We start from the raw sequence: 15570 nt of genomic DNA, 5'->3' as shown, positions 1-15570 counted from the left end.
GCGTGGCCTTTGATGTACGGTCCGCTTCCACAGGCTCCATGCTCCAGCTCTTCTATTCGAACCGGTACGAAACACTCGTCGCTGCCTTGCTCGCCGATATGGCGGAGACCGACGCCGCGTCCGACCCGTGGACGCCGCAGCCCGTGATCGTGCCGAGCGCGGCGGTGCGGCGCCGGCTCGAACTCGACATCGCGGCGCAGCGCGGCGTGTGTGCGAACGTCGACTTCCGCTATCTGGCGCAATGGCTGTGGGCGCAGATCGACGGTGTGATCCCGGTGCCGCCGCATTCGCCGTTCGCGCCGGACCGGCTGGTCTGGCGCTGCTACCGGCAACTCGGGCGGACCGCCGAAGCGTCCGCCCATGCTCCATGGAACGCCTCGCCGCGGCTGCGCGCCTATCTGGAAGCCGCCGATCCGTCGATGCGCTACGAACTGTCGCAACGCGTCGCGACGGTGCTCGATCACTATCTGACCTATCGTCCCGAGTGGCTGCTGCAGTGGCAGAAGGGCGGTTCGATCTTTGCGGGCCCGGAGGCAGGCGAGACCGGTCCGCGCCTGATCGGCGCGAGTGCCGCGGCCCGCGAGGACGAGCACTGGCAGGCTGCGTTGTGGCGCGCGCTGCTCGCCGAAGTCGCCGACGAAATGGCCGACGGGCAGAAGCGTGAAGCCGGTAGCCGCAAACAGGCTGGCCGTTCGCCGGCCGGGGCGACGCCGCCGGCTTACCGCTTTCTCGACGAGGTCGGCACGCTCGATCTCGACGCGATTTCGCGGGCGGGCTGGCCGGCCGCTGTCTATGTGTTCGCGCTGCCCACCATGCCACCACTGCATATCGAACTGCTGCGCACGCTATCGCGCTGGGTCGATGTGCGGCTGTACGCGCTGAATCCGTGCCGCGAGTTCTGGTTCGATATCGTCAGCGAACGGCGCGTCGAAGCGCTCGATGCCGCCGGACAACTCGACTATCAGGAGGTCGGGCATCCGCTGCTCGCGGAGTGGGGGCGACAGACCCAGGCGCAATTGCACATGCTGCATGAACTGACCGAGAGCGCCGCATCGAGCGAAGCGTCACTGTACGTCGGCAACCCGGCGTCGACCTGGCTCGCGGCCGTGCAGAACGCGATCCTTGCGCTGGAACCGGAGTCCGGCGACTCAGCCACGCCAGAAGCACATGGCATCGAAGTGCATGTCTGCCATAGCCTGTCGCGGCAGCTCGAAGTGCTGCACGACCGGCTGCTCGGCTGGTTCGACGAATTCGACGATCTGCAGCCGTCCGATGTGCTGGTTGCGTGCGCCGATCTGGCCACGGCCGGTCCGCTGATCGATGCGGTGTTCGGCACGGCGTCGGTGGGGAGTCATGAAGCGTCGCTGCGGCGGATTCCGTATCGCATCACCGGTTTACCGCCGACCCAGGCCAATCCGGTCGCGCGCGTGCTGCTCGACTGGCTGGCGCTGCCCGAGCGCAATGTGGGGGCGCCCGAGCTGATTGAATGGCTACGCGTGGATGCGGTGGCGGCGCGCTACGGCATCGATGCGGCCGCGCTCGAAACGGCGCAGGAATGGCTGGCGGCGGCCGGCGCGCGACGCGGTCTCGCACCGCTGGAACCGGCCGAGCCAGTCAATCCCGCGATACCGGTGGCACGTCATACATTCGCCGATGCTTTGACCCGGCTCTTCCTCGGCTACGCGATGCCGGACCGTGGCGAACCCGTCGATGCCTGGTTGCCTGTCGAAGGCGCGGGCGGCCCCGATGCGGAACTGCTCGGCCGGCTGGCGCGTTTCGTCGATCATCTCGACAGCTTTGCGCGCCGCTGCGCCACCGAACAGACGCCGGCCGAATGGACGCAACTGCTGCTCGACACGCTCGCGCAATGCTTCGACACTGGCGTCGCGTTTGCGGACGCACTTGCCGACGTGCGCGGCGCCATCGATGCAATGGGCGATGCGATGCAGAGCGGCGCGCTCGATGTGCCGCTGCCGGCGTCTGTCGTGCGCACGGCGCTCGCCGCCGCACTCGACGACCCCGCGCGCGGCGGCGTGCCGTGGGGTGGTGTGACGTTCTCGTCGTTGACGAGTCTGCGCGGGCTGCCGTACCGGATCGTGTGCCTGCTTGGCATGGACGATGGCGTGCTGCCGAGCCTCGCACGTGCGGACGAATTCGATCTGATGGCGGCGTTCGGCAAACCGGGTGACCGGCAGCGCCGCGACGACGAGCGCAACCTGTTCCTCGATCTGCTGCTGGCCGCACGCGACCGTTTGCTGATCGCGTACACCGGCCGCAGCATCCGCGATAACGCGCCGTTGCCGCCGGCCGCGCTCGTCGATGAGCTGCTTGATCATCTTGCGCGCGTATCGGCGGGAGAGGATGCGCTACCGGCGCAACTCGATGCGGCACGCCGGACGTTTATCGTCGAGCATCCGCTGCAGCCCTTCGCCGCCGATTATTTCGCGGCCCATGAAGGCCACACGCTGTTCACCTACGACCCGGAGCGCGCGGAACTGGCCGCGCTGCTGAGCGGCCCGCCGCGCTCGGCGAACCCGCCGTTCTTCTCGGCACCGCTGCCCGCCGAACCCGCGGACCCGGTCCCGTTCGATACCTTCCAGCGCTTCTGGCGTCATCCCGCGCGCGCGTTGCTGCGCGACCGGCTGGGCATCGTGCTGACGGATACCCAGGGCGAACTGCTCGACACTGAACCGTTCGAACTCGACTACGCGGGCCGCGACGCACTGGCCGACAGGTTGCTACCGGCGCTGCTCGATGCAGGAACTGGCGACGCCGCGCTCGGACGCATCCGGCGCATTGCGCAGGCGAGCCCCGAACTACCCGGCGGCGCAACTGGCGAAGTGTGGCGTGCGCGCGAACTCGGCGCGTTGCGCCAACTGGCCGATAACGTCAGGCAAGCCGTGGCGGGCGGTGTCGAGCGACTGTCATTTGCGCTCGATCTCGCGCCACGCTGGCCCGACACCAAGGGCATCGAACTGTTCGGCCCTTACGACGATGAACTGCGCCAGGCTGCTGAGCAACCGTTGCAATTGCACGGTACGCTGAACCTGCTAACCGAAACCGGCCAGGTGATGTTCCGCTACGCGAAGCCGACCGCACGCGACTACCTGTCGGCCTGGCTCGCGCATCTCGTCTATTGCGCGGCGCAGCCCGATGGCCCGCGCCGTACGGTCTGGCACGGTAGCGGCGACACCTTCGAATTCGCACCGGTCGCGGCGCCCCTCGAACTGCTGGCGCCGCTCGCCGCGCTGTTCCGCGCGGGACGTTCGCTGCCGCTGCGCTTCTTTCCGAAGAGCGCGTGGGCCAAGGTCAAGGAGAGCGATTCCGCGGCACAGGGCGCGTGGATCAGCGACCGCGTACGTGGCGAGTCGGATGATCCGGCGTTGCGTATCGCGTGGCGCGGCACACCGCTGACGCTCGACGAGCCGTTCGGCACACTCGCGACGATCGTGTTTGCACCGCTGGTCCAGCATCTGCGGAGCCGATCATGAGCGGCGCGCTGCTGGCACAGGAACTCGATGTCTTCGGCTGCGCGCTCGATGGCGTGAACCAGATCGAGGCATCGGCGGGCACGGGCAAGACGTGGAATATCTGCGCGCTGTACGTGCGGTTGCTGCTCGAAAAGAATCTCAACGCTGACCAGATTCTCGTCGTTACTTTTACGAAGGCGGCCACCGCCGAGTTGCACGAGCGCATACGCGGGCGTCTCGCAGAACTGTACCGGGCGCTCGAAACGGATGACGACGGCGGCGATCCGTTTATCGCCGGGTTGTTCGATACGACGCTTGCGATTGATGGCGGTATCGATCGTATTGCGGCAACCGGTATCGTCCGGCGCGCGTTGCGCACGTTCGATCAGGCAGCGATTCACACGATCCACGCGTTCTGTCAGCGCGCGCTGCAGGAGGCGCCGTTCGCGGCGGCGATGCCGTTCGCGTTCGAGATGGAAGCCGACGATGCCGCGCTGCGCTTCGAACTCGCCGCCGATTTCTGGCGCCAGCAGGTGGAACCCGTCGCCGCCGATCATCCGGCGTTCGCCGCGTGGCTCGTCGGCAAGCGGGCAGGACCGGCATCGCTCGACGAACAGCTTGCACGGCGCTTGAAGAAGCCGCTTGCGCAGTTGCGCTGGGGCGACCTGCGTGCGCAAGGTGAGGGCAACAGCGATGGCGGCGGCACTGCGCATAGCGCACCGGTCGATCCGCAAGCGCGCTTTTCCGCCGCACACGAAATGTGGCGCACCGAGCGTGACGCGATAGTCGGTTTGCTTGCACAAACGCAGGACCGGCTCAAACAGACATCGCACAAACCGGATGCCATCGACGCAGCCGTCGCCGCGTGGACCGATTACTTCGCGCAGGACGACCACCATGCGCCGCCGCCGAACGCAGCGTTGAAGCTGACCGCCTCGGCGCTAAAGAAAGCGACGAAGGTCAAATTCGAGCCACCCGAACATGCATTCTTCACGCTCGCCGACGATCTCGCGGCCGCTGTCGTCGCCGCCGAAATTGCGCAGCGCGCGCGCTGGCTAGATCTCGTGCAGGGTTGGCTCGAGTTCGCACCGGCCGAACTCGCCGCGCGCAAGCGCACGCGCCGCGTCGTCTCGTTCGACGATCTGCTGTCGAATCTGTATCGCGCGCTGGCAGCGCATCCGTGGCTCGCCGATGCACTGCGCACGCGCTACCCAGCCGCGTTGATCGACGAGTTCCAGGACACCGACCCGTTGCAGTTCGCGATCTTCAACCGGATCTTTGCACCAGCCGGCCCGTTGTTCCTCGTCGGCGATCCGAAGCAGGCGATCTACAGTTTTCGTGCCGCCGATCTGCATACGTATCTGGCCGCGCGCGCCGAAGCGTCTGCGTGCTACACGCTGGCGGTCAACCAGCGCTCGACGGCGCCGATCGTCGAAGCGTGCAATCGCATCTTCGCGGCGAACCCGCACGCGTTCGTACTCGACGGGCTGACGTATCAGCCGGTGCGTGCGGGCGAGCGGCAACGCAAGCCGTTCGTCGACGGAGACACGCAAGCCGCTCACAACGAAGCGGATGAAAGCCCGGACTTCCGCATCTGGACACTGCCGCAAGGCGACGCCGCGCTGACGAAGCGCGATGCGCAGCGCGCCGCCAGCGAAGCGTGCGCTGCCGAGATCGTGCGGCTGTTGCGCGGTGCCCGCGAACATACGGTGACGATCGGCGACGAGCCGCTGGCGCCGGGCAATATCGCAGTGCTCGTGCAGACGCATCGGCAGGGCAGCCAGATCAAGCGGGTGCTGGCCGCATGGGGTGTCGGTAGCGTGGAACTGGCGCAGGCATCGGTGTTCGAGACGCTCGACGCGGAGCAGATCGAACGCGTGCTTGCTGCCGTCGATACGCCCGGCGATCTGCGGCGTCTGCGCGCTGCACTCGCCACCGACTGGCTCGGGCTCGATGCGGCCGCGCTCTGGCAACTGGAGCAGGTGACCGATGCGCCGCTGTCCGCTGACGCTCAGGAGCACGCCGCCGATGCGATGGGTTGGGTCGAACGCTTTTCGCGCTATCGCACGTTGTGGCATGAGCGCGGCTTCGCTGCGATGTGGCGCACGTTGATGCGCGAACTCGGTATCGCCCAGCGTCTGGTCGCGGGGCCCGACGGCGAACGACGGCTCACCGATGTGAACCATCTCGCGGAACTCGTGCAGGCGCGCGCTGCGTCGCAGCCCGGCATTGCACCGACGCTGCGCTGGCTCGCTGCACAACGCGAGCAGGGCGGCGGCGAAGAAGCGCAGTTGCGTCTCGAGTCGGACCGCAATCTCGTGCAGATCGTTACCGTGCATAAATCGAAAGGACTTGAATATGCGGTGGTGTTCTGTCCATTCCTGAACGATGGCGCATTGCGCGATCCGCCGTCGTCGGGTCTGCCCGATGCACGCGAGTATCACGATGAGGATGGCGCAGCGGTGCTGCATTACGGTTGCGACGACGAAGAAGCGGAGCGGGCCACGCGCCATGCCACGCGTGAACAGGCGGCCGAGCGCGCGCGTCTCGTGTACGTCGCGCTGACGCGGGCGGTGTATCGCTGCTATCTGGTCGCGGGCACCTACGTCTCGTCGCGTTCGACAAAGGAGTCGCGCCGCAGCGTGTTGAACTGGCTCGTCGCGGGCGCGGGTCTCGCGTTCGACGACTGGCTCGCCGCGCCACCCGACGAAGCTGATCTGATGGCACGCTGGCAGGTACTCGCAGGCGGACCGATTGCGCTCGCCGCGCTGCCGCTCGGACAGCGGCGCGTGCCGCTCGAGAGCCGGCAGGACGACGGCCGGCGCATGCAGGCGCGAACCGGTCGCCGTCTGCTGCGCGATGCGTGGCGTCTCGCGAGTTTCAGCGCGCTGGTCGTAGCCGGTGCGCGGGCGGACGAAGTCTTCACACCGGCCGGCGATGCACGGCCCGACCACGACGAGATTGCCGATCTGGTGGCGCAGCCGGCGTGGCCAGCGGCGCTTCTATCGCAGGCCACATCGCTCGCCGCCGACGACATCCTCGCGTTTCCGCGCGGCGCAGCGGCCGGCGAGTGTCTGCACCGGATGTTCGAACTAGCCGACTTCACCGATCGCAGCAAGTGGCCGGAAGCGATCGTGCGCGCGTTGCGCGAGCGCCCGGCGCCAGCTGCGCCGGATCTCGCGAAGCGCCTGCCGTCGATGATGCACCGGCTGCTCGACGACGTTGTCGCGACCGAACTCGTGCCGGGCATGACGCTCGCGAAGTTGAACCCGGCGCGACGGATGAACGAGCTCGAGTTTCTGTTTCCCGCTTCTTCGCTCGATTTTCCGACACTGCGTAATGTGCTGACCGCGCACGGCTACCCCGACGTCGCGCTCGAAGCCGGAGCACTGCGCGGCTTCGTGAAAGGTTTCATCGACATGATCGTCGAACACGACGGGCGGTTCTGGATCGTCGACTGGAAATCGAATCACCTCGGCGATACACCCGCCGACTACACCGCCGCGCCGCTCGAGGCCGCGATGGCGAGCCATGCGTATCACCTGCAGGCGCTGCTCTATACGGTGGCGCTGCATCGCTATCTGAAGTCGCGGCTGCGCGACTATGCGTATGGCGAACACATCGGTGGCTATCTGTATCTGTTCGTGCGCGGCGTGCGGCCTGGATGGCGCGACGGCGACGCGCCGACCGGTGTGCACGCACGGCAACCCGATGAACGCCTCGTGATGGCGCTCGATGCGTTGATGGACGGGAGGACGGTATGAGCGCAACGGTCAAGCCGCTTCCGGCAGCCGAGTTCACGCTGCCAGCACCCACCGATTTCAGCACGGCGCTAGCCGACGGTTTCGCGCGACGGATTGCGACGCTGACGCGCCGCCTCGGTGCGACGCCGGCGAGTGTGCGCTGGGCTGCGCGCGCTGCATTTGCCGCGAGCCGCGCGACGGCCGAAGGCCATGTCTGCGTGCCGCTGTCGACACTCGCGCATCGCTATGCCGCGCCGCTCGATCTGATTCATGCGGCGCTGTTCGATAGCGGTGTGGTCAGCGATGGGTCGCAGGAAGCGTCGGCATTGCGGCCGCTTGTTGTCGACACGGAAGGGCGGTTGTACCTCGCGCGGTATTACGACTACGAGCGCCGCCTCGCCCGTTTGCTGGTCGCGCATGCGCAGGCGGCGCGGAACAACGCAATTGCCGGTGTCGATCGGGCATTGCCGGATGCGCATGCATTGCACGCGCGCTTGCTGCGCTACTTTGGACCGTCGGTTGAAGAGGGTGTCGACTGGCAGCGCGTCGCGGTTGCGACGGCGCTGTCGAGCGGGTTGACGATCGTCAGCGGCGGACCAGGGACCGGCAAGACGACGACGGTTGTCGGTGTGCTGGCGTGTCTGCTCGACATGCATGCGGATTTGCGCATCGCGCTGGCGGCGCCGACAGGCAAGGCGGCGCAGCGGATGCAGGAAGCGCTGCTGGCACGCGCGGGCAGCTTGCCGCCGGAGTTGGCCGCACGCTTGCCGCAGACTTCGTACACGCTGCATCGTCTGCTCGGCGCCGGGCCGGGCGGGCGCTTTCGCCATCATCGGGACAACCCTCTACCGTACGACGTCGTGGTGGTCGACGAAGCATCGATGATCGACGTCGCGATGGCGGCGCATCTGCTCGATGCGATCGCACCGCACACGCGTCTCGTGATGCTGGGCGACAAGGATCAGCTTGCCGCAGTCGAGGCGGGCGCGGTGTTTGCCGAACTGAGTGCGCGACCGACATTCAGCGCACAGGGGCTCGATGCGATTGCCGCGGCACTCGCCATCGATGTGGCGACGCTGACAGCCGCACTGCCGCGTGCCGACGATCAGCATCAGGCAGTTGCTTCCAGTCGTGAAGGTTGGGATGCGTTACCGTCGCCGGATGCCGAGATACCGATGTGGCTCGGCGATGAAGCGGAGCCATGGTGGCCGGCAGATCACGAAGATATCGACACCGTATCGCAGCCGCCCAGCGATCTCGCCTTTGCCACAACCGGTAACGAGAGCCCGCGCATCCAGCAACCCGTCGATGCAGCACACGACGCACTCGCCGATTGCGTCGTATGGCTCGAGCGTAATTACCGCTTCGGCCTGGAGTCGGCGATCGGGCGCTTGTCGCTGGCAATCCGCCGTGGTGCGACGCAGGCCGCATTCGACGTGCTGACTGCGGACACATCGCCGCAGTCAGACCGTGCTGCGGTACTTCACGAGGACGCGGAACCGGGCCTGAGCGAACGCACGATCGCGCGGCTCGCGGCGGGTTTCGCACCGTATTCGACGGCACTGCGCGCTGCGCTTGCCGAAGCGACGCCCGACCCGCTGCCGCTCTTCGACGCACTAAACCGCTTTCGCATTCTGTGCGCGACACGTGGCGGTCCGCGCGGCGTCGAACAGTTGAACGCGGCGATGGCAGCCCAGGTACGTCGCTCGGCACACGTGCCGCTGGCAGTCGGCGCGCAATGGTTCGCTGGCCGGCCGGTGATGGTCACGCGCAACGACTACGCACTGGGCCTGTTCAACGGTGACATCGGCGTGACATTGCCGGGTCCGGGTGGTGCATTGCGTGTGTATTTCCGCTCCGGCGATGGCAGCGTGCGAGCGGTTTCACCGGCTGCGTTGCCGCCGCACGATACTGCCTTCGCGCTGACGGTGCACAAGTCGCAGGGCTCGGAGTTCGAGCATGCGGTGCTGGTGCTGCCGGCAGCGTTCAGCCGGGTGCTGTCGCGCGAACTGGTCTACACGGCGATCACGCGGGCGCGCGAGCGCGTCGAGGTGATCGGTTCGCGTGCAGTGCTGGCCCAGGCGATCGCGACACCGACCCGGCGCGATTCGGGTCTGGCCGCGCGCATTGCGTTTATCATCGCGCCATGACTTCCCGCTATCCCATCCCGCCGAACGAAATCGAACTGACCGCCGTGCGTGCGCAAGGCGCGGGCGGGCAGAACGTCAACAAGGTATCGAGTGCGATACATCTGCGCTTCGACGTGCGCGCGTCGTCGTTGCCCGACGTGCTGAAGATGCGGCTACTCGCGTTGTCCGATCACCGGCTCACACGCGATGGTGTCGTCGTCATCAAGGCGCAGGAGCACCGCACCCAAGAGATGAATCGCGCGGCCGCGCTGGCGCGGCTCGATCAATTGATCGAAAGCGTGAGCGTCACGCGCAAGGGGCGCATCGCAACCCGTCCGACACGCGCGTCGAATCTGCGACGGCTCGACACGAAGACAAAGCGTGGCGAAGTGAAGGCGGGGCGTTCGCGCATCGACGACTGAGGTGCTTTGGCAGAACCTGTCTTCGTTCTGCGCGAGGTGCAGTCCGGCGCTGCAGCGTCAGGGCACCGGACCGGAGATCACCGAGGCCGGCGTGAAGTCGACGCAGAACACGTTGAGCTCGCCGTTCCGTTCGACCGCAACCGCGGCGGTGTAGCAGTCCTCGCCGTCGGAGAGCGAGCGATGCGGGCCCATCATCGCGACACGCCCCGGTGCGGCCAGTGCGTGCTTGAAGTAGGCGCGCCGCGACCAGTTGCTGTACGTATCGGGAAACAGCGGGGCAAGACGCGCCGGCGGTTGCGCGGCTTCGCGCGGGGTGACTGACGGCAGCATCTGGTGGCCGAGCGCATTCGTCACGAACACGCGGCGCGCTTCGGGGAAAGCGAAAACTTTCTGCGCGGCCGTCGCGAGATCTGCGCCTGCTGCGTACATCTCGGCGCCCGCCAGCACCGTTTCCGCCAACCCCTCGAAGCTTACGCGCTGATGGCGCGCGTGCGTGCGCTCGTATTCCGAGAACTTGTCCCACATCGATTCGATCAGCGCGGGCGCCTGCGCGCTCGACGCACGGACCGAAGCCTCCGGCTGGCCGAGCCAGAAGCCCTGCACGAAGTCGACGTCGGCCTGCATGAGGATCATCAGTTCTTCGTCGGTCTCGACGCCTTCGGCGAGCACCATCGTCCCCAGTTGATGAAGCATCGAGATCAGATGGCTGATCATCGAGTTGTCGCCGTCGCGTTTGCCCGCGCGTGCAATCAGCGAGCGGTCGAGCTTGACGATATCCGGACGAAAGCGCCACACGCGGTCGAAGTTCGAGAAGCCGGTGCCGAAGTCGTCGATGGCGATCAGGAAGTCGCGCGGTTCGTCGGCGGCCAGCATGTTGGCGACGGCGGCTTCGTCATCGGCGGGTTGCTCCAGCACCTCGATGACGATGCGCTCCTGCGGCAGTCCGAAATGCGCAGACAGTTCGTCGATGAAGACACGCTGCGGCCAACTGGTCTCGAAGACCTGGGGGCGGGTGTTGAGAAAGAGCCACGCGCCGTCGATGCCTTGCTCGACGAAATTCGCCACATGCATGCAGCGCGCGAGACGGTCGAGCCTGCGCGCATCTTCCGACGAACGGGTCGCGGCGAACAGTGCTTCGGGTGAGACTGGTGGACCGAGGGGATTGTGTGCGCGCAGTAGCGCCTCGTAGCCGACGATGCGCCGGTGCGTGACGGACAACACCGGCTGGAACACGCTTTGCAGCGCGACGCCGCACCATGTGGCGCCCCAGCCGGCGTCGTTGCGCACGAGGTGGGGCAGCAGGTCGGGAAGCGTGCGGTCGTCGACGGTTGGCATGGCAATGAAACTCACAGGCCGCGGGCCACGGACACGCGCGGTCGATGCGCGCGCAACCGACACTCGGTCTGGGCGCTTGCCGAAGCAGAAGGCGCGAAGGCGCGGAAAATAATGCCAGCCAAGCTATGACTCCGGCAGATGGGTCGTAAATCAGTCTAGCAGTTCGTATGCTGCGTGAATGTACGGGTAATCACAGACCTGGCTGATCGTCAGGTTCGGCGATTGGGGCGTGCGTGAGTGCGAGCGCGTCTGCGCGACGGGCGGTATTCTGCTGCTTTTCATCGAGGAGGAACACATGTCGGAAATTGCAGTGGTGGCGATCTCTATCGCGAAACCTGGCGACGAAGAGAAACTGCGCGAAGCGGTCGAAGGGATCGTCGAACCGACGCGCAACGAGCGCGGCGCGCTTCAGTACGATCTGCATCGCGATGTGAAGGAGCCACGCCGGTTCGTTTTCTTCGAACGCTGGGAAAGCGAAGAAGCGCTCGCCGCGCACGCGAAGTCGGCGCATATCGCGGCTTACAGGCAGGCGGCAGCCGACTGGATCGAGCACGCGGAAATTCGCGTCCTCACGAAGATCAAATAGTCCGGCGCCATCGCATTGATGTGCCGGTGCTCGACGAACCAGCATGCGTTCGTGGACACCGGCATCACACGCGATAGAGAGTCAGTGCGTCGCCTGCGGGACGTCGAGAATCAGGATGATGGTCCAGTCCGCGTCGCCGTCGTGATGGTATTGCCGCTCGGCAACGATAAACGGCTGCTGCTTGCCGTCCGGGCCGAGGAACAGCACGTCGCCTTCCATCGGCAGGCATTCGACCGGCGGCAGCGCGAGGAACGCTTCCTGGCCGCCACGCGGCATGAGTTTTTCGATCTTCCGCGATGCGGCTTCGGTCCATTCGATGTCCAGCTGGATGTTGCTCATTCTGTCCTCCGCACCTGGGTGCGCACGGGTTGGGGTGGATGGGTGCGCGACTTTAGCATACCGGCGCGGCGCCTTCCGCCAGAAATCCCGGCAAGAAAAAAGCCGAAACCGGCGTGACCGGTTTCGGCTTTTTTCGCGATGTCCGCGCGACCCGAAGATGCGCGCTACACGAATCGATTACTGGCTTGCGGCGTCGGCCGCTGCAGCTTTCTCTTTCATGTGCTTCTTGTGATGATGCGCCATCGGCTTGTGATGCTTTTCCTTTTCCATCGACATGCCTTCCATCGATTGCTGCTGATGCGCCTGCAAATCTTGCGCACGTTGCTCGACGTCGGCGGCCTTGGCCGGATCGGTGCTCACCGTGACGCCTTCACTGTCTGTCTGCGCATAGGCTGCGCCGGACATTGCAGCAAGGGAGACCAGGATAGCCAGGGACACTTTCTTCATCGTTACCTCCGCAGGAGTGGTTAATGGACCCAAGGATGCCTGTCCAACCGGAAAGACACGTCATTCTAGCCAGCAATATCCGCTCCAACAGACGATCCGTAACAGAATTCACAGACAGTTACATCTTGTTACATTCATCCTGCGCCTGTAACGACCGGCTATGCAGGGCGCCTGGACAGGCGAGTGATGCAAAATGAATGGCTGGACGATACGAAATGTATCGCATGGCTAAGTAAATTTGACATCATCTCAAAACCAGCCGATGGCACGGTAGACGTGAAACTGTGCAATACCGATCAGCTCATGTAGCGCGGTCTCCGCGTTCACCAGATTGTCGTAGCGCGGCAGCACGCCGAGGTTCGCGTGGCGTGTGTTCGATATCGCGGGCTGCGGTGTCAGGCCGAAGCGATGAAAGTCGAGCAGGGCGCGGGGCATCTGGTAGGCGGACGTCACTAGGATCAGCGCGCCGTAATCTGCGTGTTTCACCATGTCCGAGACGAAGCGAGCGTTCTCGTAGGTCGTACGGCTGCGATTCTCGAGAACGATGTCGGCGCGTGGCACCTGGTCGCGCAGCAGCCAGGGCAGGTACGTGTCGGCTTCCGATGCGGTATGCCGTTGCGGGTTACCGCCACTCACGATCACCGTGCAGTGCGTTGCGACCTGCTTGCACTGTCGGTAGAGACTGGCGCTCGTGACGATGCGGAGAAGCGCATCGTGCTTCGGTACCAGCGTGCCCTGGCTATCGTATTCGGTGCCGCTGCCGAGCATGATGATCGCTGTATCTGGCGAGAAATTTGCAGTGCCGCCGGCGGGAATATCGGCTTGTGCCCAGGCGAGCAACGGGGCGGTCAACCAGCCTGCGGCGAGCAGCCAGAACAGCAAGATTCCCGCCACGGCGAGCATGATCCGCTGTCGTCGCCTTAGCACGATTGCAGCAAAAAAAAGCGCCAATAAAGTGAATAGAATCAATTTAAATGGGGTAACGTATGGTTTTCAGGACAAATCCACGCTCTTGCCATCGCACCGGAACGGTTGCATCGTCGGCACGTGGAGAGGACGCTAACAGGTCGTTCATACGGGGATCCTGAAGAGTGGGCAGCACCTGGCGCGAGACGGCGCCGTCGAACGTCGCAAGACGACTGTTCGCAATGGCTCCGCGCTGGCGCCTTAACGGCGGCGCGTTGCGGTATCGCGCAAAACTGAGTCATGGCTGCACTTTAAGAAAGAAGTGAGATGACCACGCATTCCAACGAAACGGTACTTGAAGCGTTGCGTCGGGCGCAATACCGTCAGGTCCCGTGGGCCAGACGTCCCGGCGTTTTCGAATATCTGCGTTCGCTCGGCCTGATGGAAACGGTCCGGCAGCGTACGGTGGCGCCAGCCCCCGGTTTTCATGCGCCGGTCGACATAGCCGTGCTGACCGAGCGAGGGCGGGCCGAGTTTGCGCGGCTCGCACGCGACGAGCGATCGATGGCCTGGGACACGCTGCGCGTGAACGACTACGTTGCCGCGAGCGAAGTACCGGCAGCCGATCTGGAAGCGCGCCTCTAGCGTCTGCCGCATGCGGTTCGACCCAGCGTTGCGACCGCGGTGATCGTCGGCCCGCAAGCCATCCAGTACACCCGCTGGCACACTAACCGGTGCAAAAAAAAGCCCGTATCGCGAAGATACGGGCTTACCGGATTACTACTGCCACGCTGTGCTTATGGCGTTAATGAGACTGGCGCGCGCGCAGGTGGTTCCCGGTTTCGATCCAGCAATCTCTCCTTCCTACTGCCGTGGCAGCGTATTGTTGCGTGCATTACGCGCAGGCGGGTCCGGTCGCGTGTGAGCGTTGCTCGCAATGTCGCCGCGCAGATCTCCGCGCGGCGCGGGCGGCGTGAATTCCTTCTGCTGTGCATTGGACCGTTGAGCGGCCGGCGTGCGTCCGTCCTTGGCACCCCAGCTCGAAGGGCGTTCCTGTGCTGCAGCGATGGCGACAATGGATGAAACCACAATGCCGCACAGAAGCAGGGACATTGGTTTCATATCGGCTCCCGTCAAGCCAGACGACCTGGGTGTAGTGGCATACGTCTACGGTATGCCCGGGAGCGAAAGCACGGTGTAAATAATAGTAAAAGGATGTTTCGTCAGCGGCTGAAGAAGCGCTCGCGTGAATCGCGGTCGCGCCGACGGAAACACATCGCGTACCAGTGCGATGAATGACGGACGTGTGGCCGTCTGCAGAATATCGCGTAACACAGCACGCGATGTAGCTGCCGTCTGGCCAACGCAGCGCAGATACGCATCGGGCGCCCGAAGGCGCCCGATAGCGGAGCAATCTACGTCAGGCCATCTTGACCGGCGCGCGCCAGGATTCCGGATTGGTCCAGAATGCACCGCGCAGGCGATCGCGGCTCGGCGGTGCGGGCGGCTTCGCTGCCGTGGCGCCGATGCGCCCACGCAGCGAAACTTCGCGACCGCTCGTGCCGAGTCGTTTCACTATTTCGGTGAGTGTGCCGTCGGCCTGCCACTCGTCGAAGCGGCGGCGGCAGGTCGGCGGCGACGGATAGCGACCGGGAAGCTTGGACCAGCCTTCACCCGTCGACAGCACCCACAGCACCGCGTTGACTACCGCCCGCGCTTCCACGCGAGGACGTCCGCGCCGTTCGCTCCGTGCGGGTTCCGCACAGAACAGCGCTTCGACCAGCGCCCACTCGTTGTCTCTTAAATCGTCGAACAGCATCATGTATCACCTCAGCGAAGCTAACTCCGGTGCGCTGCCCCGCGCCGCGCACTCTTCATGCACCCGTCAAACGAGTGCCAGGCGGGGTCGGGCTTGCCACGGCGGTTGGTATGCAATCGAACCGAAGATGGTGCCGACCCTGTGACACACCTCAATGCAGGAAGTGTGCCACTGTGCTACCAACCCCCTCGCAGCCCTACAGCGTCAGGCCAGCGCAGGCGCTAGCCAGGGGCGTATAAGAATCCAAAAAACCCATCCCGCAAATCAGGACAATCACCAATCTTGTGCAATCAGTCCCGCCTGGCGTGCGTTTGCGCCTTATTGCCGCACCGAAAAGCCATGCCGAAACCCATACTGTGTCGAGAAAGAAACAA

Annotated in this window: 12 protein-coding genes; 6 read left to right on the top strand and 6 right to left on the bottom strand. The window is 65.0% G+C overall.

Annotation, left to right across the window (positions count from 1 at the left end; all coding sequences use genetic code 11):
• Positions 1 to 38: 38 nt before the first annotated feature.
• From recC to arfB, 4 genes are read left to right on the top strand one after another with little or no spacing between them, the layout of a single operon-like run.
• The gene (gene recC / locus BWP39_RS09040; protein WP_096719057.1) at positions 39 to 3491 is read left to right on the top strand and encodes an exodeoxyribonuclease V subunit gamma; all 3453 of its coding nucleotides are present in this window, start codon (positions 39 to 41) and stop codon (positions 3489 to 3491) included.
• Positions 3488 to 7234: an exodeoxyribonuclease V subunit beta gene (recB, locus tag BWP39_RS09035; RefSeq protein ID WP_096719055.1), complete on the top strand. Its 3747-nt coding sequence runs from the start codon at positions 3488 to 3490 to the stop codon at positions 7232 to 7234. The genes recC and recB overlap by 4 nt, the downstream gene beginning before the upstream one ends.
• Entirely contained in the window at positions 7231 to 9363 is a 2133-nt protein-coding gene (locus BWP39_RS09030; RefSeq protein WP_096719052.1) for an AAA family ATPase, read from the top strand. Before recB ends, BWP39_RS09030 begins: the two co-directional genes overlap by 4 nt.
• Positions 9360 to 9764: an alternative ribosome rescue aminoacyl-tRNA hydrolase ArfB gene (arfB, locus tag BWP39_RS09025; RefSeq protein ID WP_096719050.1), complete on the top strand. Its 405-nt coding sequence runs from the start codon at positions 9360 to 9362 to the stop codon at positions 9762 to 9764. The genes BWP39_RS09030 and arfB overlap by 4 nt, the downstream gene beginning before the upstream one ends.
• Before the next feature lie 57 nt (positions 9765 to 9821).
• Here arfB and BWP39_RS09020 read toward each other — a convergent pair whose 3' ends face one another.
• The gene (locus BWP39_RS09020; RefSeq protein WP_096719709.1) at positions 9822 to 11099 is read right to left on the bottom strand and encodes an EAL domain-containing protein; all 1278 of its coding nucleotides are present in this window, start codon (positions 11097 to 11099) and stop codon (positions 9822 to 9824) included.
• 295 nt (positions 11100 to 11394) lie between these two features.
• On the opposite strand from BWP39_RS09020, the gene BWP39_RS09015 reads away from it, so the two are divergent.
• The gene (locus tag BWP39_RS09015; RefSeq protein WP_096719047.1) at positions 11395 to 11685 is read left to right on the top strand and encodes a putative quinol monooxygenase; all 291 of its coding nucleotides are present in this window, start codon (positions 11395 to 11397) and stop codon (positions 11683 to 11685) included.
• Positions 11686 to 11766: 81 nt separating this feature from the next.
• Here the strand turns inward: BWP39_RS09015 and BWP39_RS09010 are convergent, their stop codons facing one another.
• The 3 genes from BWP39_RS09010 to BWP39_RS09000 form a co-directional block, all read right to left on the bottom strand.
• The gene (locus tag BWP39_RS09010; RefSeq protein WP_007182306.1) at positions 11767 to 12024 is read right to left on the bottom strand and encodes a hypothetical protein; all 258 of its coding nucleotides are present in this window, start codon (positions 12022 to 12024) and stop codon (positions 11767 to 11769) included.
• A 177-nt stretch (positions 12025 to 12201) separates the two neighbouring features.
• Positions 12202 to 12471 (bottom strand): hypothetical protein, encoded by a 270-nt coding sequence (locus BWP39_RS09005; RefSeq protein ID WP_096719045.1) that lies wholly within the window; start codon positions 12469 to 12471, stop codon positions 12202 to 12204.
• Between the two features lie 249 nt (positions 12472 to 12720).
• Positions 12721 to 13374, bottom strand: a complete 654-nt coding sequence (locus BWP39_RS09000; RefSeq protein WP_096719043.1) for a YdcF family protein — start codon at positions 13372 to 13374, stop codon at positions 12721 to 12723.
• A gap of 330 nt (positions 13375 to 13704) precedes the next feature.
• Here BWP39_RS09000 and BWP39_RS08995 point away from each other — a divergent pair, with 330 nt between their 5' ends.
• Positions 13705 to 14022, top strand: a complete 318-nt coding sequence (locus BWP39_RS08995; RefSeq protein ID WP_096719041.1) for a hypothetical protein — start codon at positions 13705 to 13707, stop codon at positions 14020 to 14022.
• A gap of 219 nt (positions 14023 to 14241) precedes the next feature.
• On the opposite strand, the gene BWP39_RS08990 is transcribed toward BWP39_RS08995, so the two are convergent.
• Positions 14242 to 14499 (bottom strand): hypothetical protein, encoded by a 258-nt coding sequence (locus tag BWP39_RS08990; RefSeq protein WP_096719039.1) that lies wholly within the window; start codon positions 14497 to 14499, stop codon positions 14242 to 14244.
• Between the two features lie 298 nt (positions 14500 to 14797).
• A complete protein-coding gene (locus BWP39_RS08985) occupies positions 14798 to 15199 on the bottom strand; it encodes a transposase (protein WP_091016060.1) in 402 nt (133 codons plus the stop codon).
• Between the last annotated feature and the right edge of the window lie 371 nt (positions 15200 to 15570).

This window comes from Paraburkholderia acidicola, from assembly GCF_002362315.1.
In the GTDB taxonomy this organism is placed as follows: Bacteria; Pseudomonadota; Gammaproteobacteria; order Burkholderiales; family Burkholderiaceae; genus Paraburkholderia; species Paraburkholderia acidicola.
Note: the sequence above shows the minus strand (reverse complement) of the source record. Positions and strands in the feature narration are given on the sequence as shown.

Coding starts and splice junctions, on each gene's coding strand:
- BWP39_RS08985 (WP_091016060.1), bottom strand. CDS start 15,199: ATGATGCTGTTCGACGATTTAAGAGACAACGAGTGGGCGCTGGTCGAA.
- BWP39_RS09015 (WP_096719047.1), top strand. CDS start 11,395: ATGTCGGAAATTGCAGTGGTGGCGATCTCTATCGCGAAACCTGGCGAC.
- BWP39_RS09005 (WP_096719045.1), bottom strand. CDS start 12,471: ATGAAGAAAGTGTCCCTGGCTATCCTGGTCTCCCTTGCTGCAATGTCC.
- BWP39_RS09000 (WP_096719043.1), bottom strand. CDS start 13,374: ATGCTCGCCGTGGCGGGAATCTTGCTGTTCTGGCTGCTCGCCGCAGGC.
- arfB (WP_096719050.1), top strand. CDS start 9,360: ATGACTTCCCGCTATCCCATCCCGCCGAACGAAATCGAACTGACCGCC.
- BWP39_RS08990 (WP_096719039.1), bottom strand. CDS start 14,499: ATGAAACCAATGTCCCTGCTTCTGTGCGGCATTGTGGTTTCATCCATT.
- BWP39_RS09010 (WP_007182306.1), bottom strand. CDS start 12,024: ATGAGCAACATCCAGCTGGACATCGAATGGACCGAAGCCGCATCGCGG.
- recC (WP_096719057.1), top strand. CDS start 39: ATGCTCCAGCTCTTCTATTCGAACCGGTACGAAACACTCGTCGCTGCC.
- BWP39_RS09030 (WP_096719052.1), top strand. CDS start 7,231: ATGAGCGCAACGGTCAAGCCGCTTCCGGCAGCCGAGTTCACGCTGCCA.
- BWP39_RS09020 (WP_096719709.1), bottom strand. CDS start 11,099: ATGCCAACCGTCGACGACCGCACGCTTCCCGACCTGCTGCCCCACCTC.
- BWP39_RS08995 (WP_096719041.1), top strand. CDS start 13,705: ATGACCACGCATTCCAACGAAACGGTACTTGAAGCGTTGCGTCGGGCG.
- recB (WP_096719055.1), top strand. CDS start 3,488: ATGAGCGGCGCGCTGCTGGCACAGGAACTCGATGTCTTCGGCTGCGCG.